The sequence below is a fragment of the Streptomyces sp. NPDC012510 genome, from assembly GCF_042955065.1.
Classification (GTDB): domain Bacteria; phylum Actinomycetota; class Actinomycetes; order Streptomycetales; family Streptomycetaceae; genus Streptomyces.
Genome location: NZ_JBIBEN010000075.1, coordinates 1 through 1,666 on the forward strand (window position 1 = coordinate 1; position 1,666 = coordinate 1,666).

2 protein-coding genes are annotated in these 1,666 nt (G+C 66.6%); both read left to right on the forward strand.

What is annotated here, in order from left to right; genetic code table 11:
* Positions 1-326 precede the first annotated feature (326 nt).
* The gene (locus tag ACFY9I_RS42370; protein ID WP_391012845.1) at positions 327-572 is read left to right on the forward strand and encodes a DUF3761 domain-containing protein; all 246 of its coding nucleotides are present in this window, start codon (positions 327-329) and stop codon (positions 570-572) included.
* 208 nt (positions 573-780) lie between these two features.
* On the forward strand, positions 781-1,666 hold an 886-nt coding region (locus ACFY9I_RS42375; RefSeq protein WP_391012848.1), incomplete at its 3' end, for a pentapeptide repeat-containing protein.

Sequence of the window (1,666 nt, forward strand, 5' to 3'; positions counted from 1 at the left end):
GCTCGTCTCGGCGGCGGCGGGAGCGGATAGAGGGAGGACGGCCGTCAGGACGGCGACGGCAGCCGTGCGCAGCAAAGTGATCTTCACGGGCGGGCTAACGAACTGTCAGCAGCAATGTCACGCCTACCCACGCCCTGCCTCGTGAGCACGTTCTGCTGAATTTGGCTGGCTGGGTTGCGGTTTCGGACAGGCATCCCGCCCTCTCGCACATGGTGTGGCTTTTCGAGTGCGCCGTGACGCGAAAGGGGGCCCGAGCCGCGGAAGTGCAGCAGATGGTGTGCGAGGTCGGGATCCTGCTGTCTCCGACAGTTGAGGGAGTAAAGAGAATGCTGACCAGAGCACGTGCCAGCCTCGCCGGACTTATTGTTGCCGGCTCTTTGCTGGTGCCGATGGGCGCCGCGAGCACCGCAGCCGCCGCTTCCTGCGCGCCGCACACCACCGGTGTGTGCCGAGCCAACGACCCGCACCCGGCAGGTGCCACCGCGCTGTGTAAGAACGGTGAGTACAGCTACAGCAAGACCTTCCGCGGCACATGCAGCGGGAAGAAGGGCGTGAGGTACTGGTACCGGTAACCAGGGCCTAGACGGTTGCGCCCCCGCAGGACCGACGGCCAGGACGAGCTGTGCATGCAGGTCGGTTCTGGCGGGCCCCGTCAGGGGTGCGATGTGACGTCGGATAGCTTCCCCGATCCGATTGGATCGGGGAAGCTCAATTGGCCGCTCGTGTTCTGACGCCGCCAGCACCCGCAACCGTAGGTCTCCGTGCCATGTCTTCCTCCTCATGACAGCGAACCGACAGCCGCGACCAACCCCGGATAATCGGGAGCTGCGGCTTTGGAAGGTCGGCAGGGCCCTGACCCTCGCCTTCGTCGCCGCCGTTCTGGTGGCCAGCGGTATCTTCTATGGCCTGGTGTACCTGCTGGATTTCCAGGAGATCGACACCACCGCAAAGCTCGACGCGAAAACCCTCTTCGACTTGGTGAAGCTTTCCTTTGGCGTGGTCGCCGGGGCCGGTGCGCTCGTCGCCCTGGTCGTCGCCTACCGCCGCCAGCGCGTCGACGAAGCCGGCGCCCACCGCGAGGCCACCCGGCTCCACACCGAGCGCTTCTCTCAAGCCGTCGACAAACTCGGCTCCGACTCCCCAGCCGTCCGACTTGGCGGCGTCCACGCGCTCGCCGGCCTTGCAGATGACGCCCCCGACGCCAGCCTTCGCCAGACCTGCATCGACGTCCTGTGTGCCTACCTCCGGCTCCGCTATAGCCCCGACCCCGGCGAGGGCCCCGCCCACCTGGAGGAGCACCACCACTACCTGGCCCTCCGCGAAGTCCGGCACACGATCCTGCGCCTCATCGGCGATCACTACCGACGACCCAAGGGAACTCATCGCTCCTGGCAGGGCTGCGATCTCGACCTCACAGGCGTCACCATCGACTGCGTCATGAACTTCCGTGGCGCGGAGTTCTCCGGTGGCGTCGTGCTCTTCGACAACGCGACGATCTCCGCCGGCGTCGTGGGCTTTGATGCCGCGAGGTTCTCAGGCGGCGTCGTGTCCTTCGACGACGCGGAGTTCCCCGGTGGCGCCGTGTCCTTCGGCGGCGCGACGTTCTCCGGTGGCGTCGTGTCCTTCGACGACGCGGAGTTCCCCGGTGGCGCCGTGTTCTTCGGCG

Bases quoted from the DNA above. Each gene is read 5' to 3' on its own strand.
- ACFY9I_RS42370 (WP_391012845.1), top strand. From the start codon at position 327: ATGCTGACCAGAGCACGTGCCAGCCTCGCCGGACTTATTGTTGCCGGC.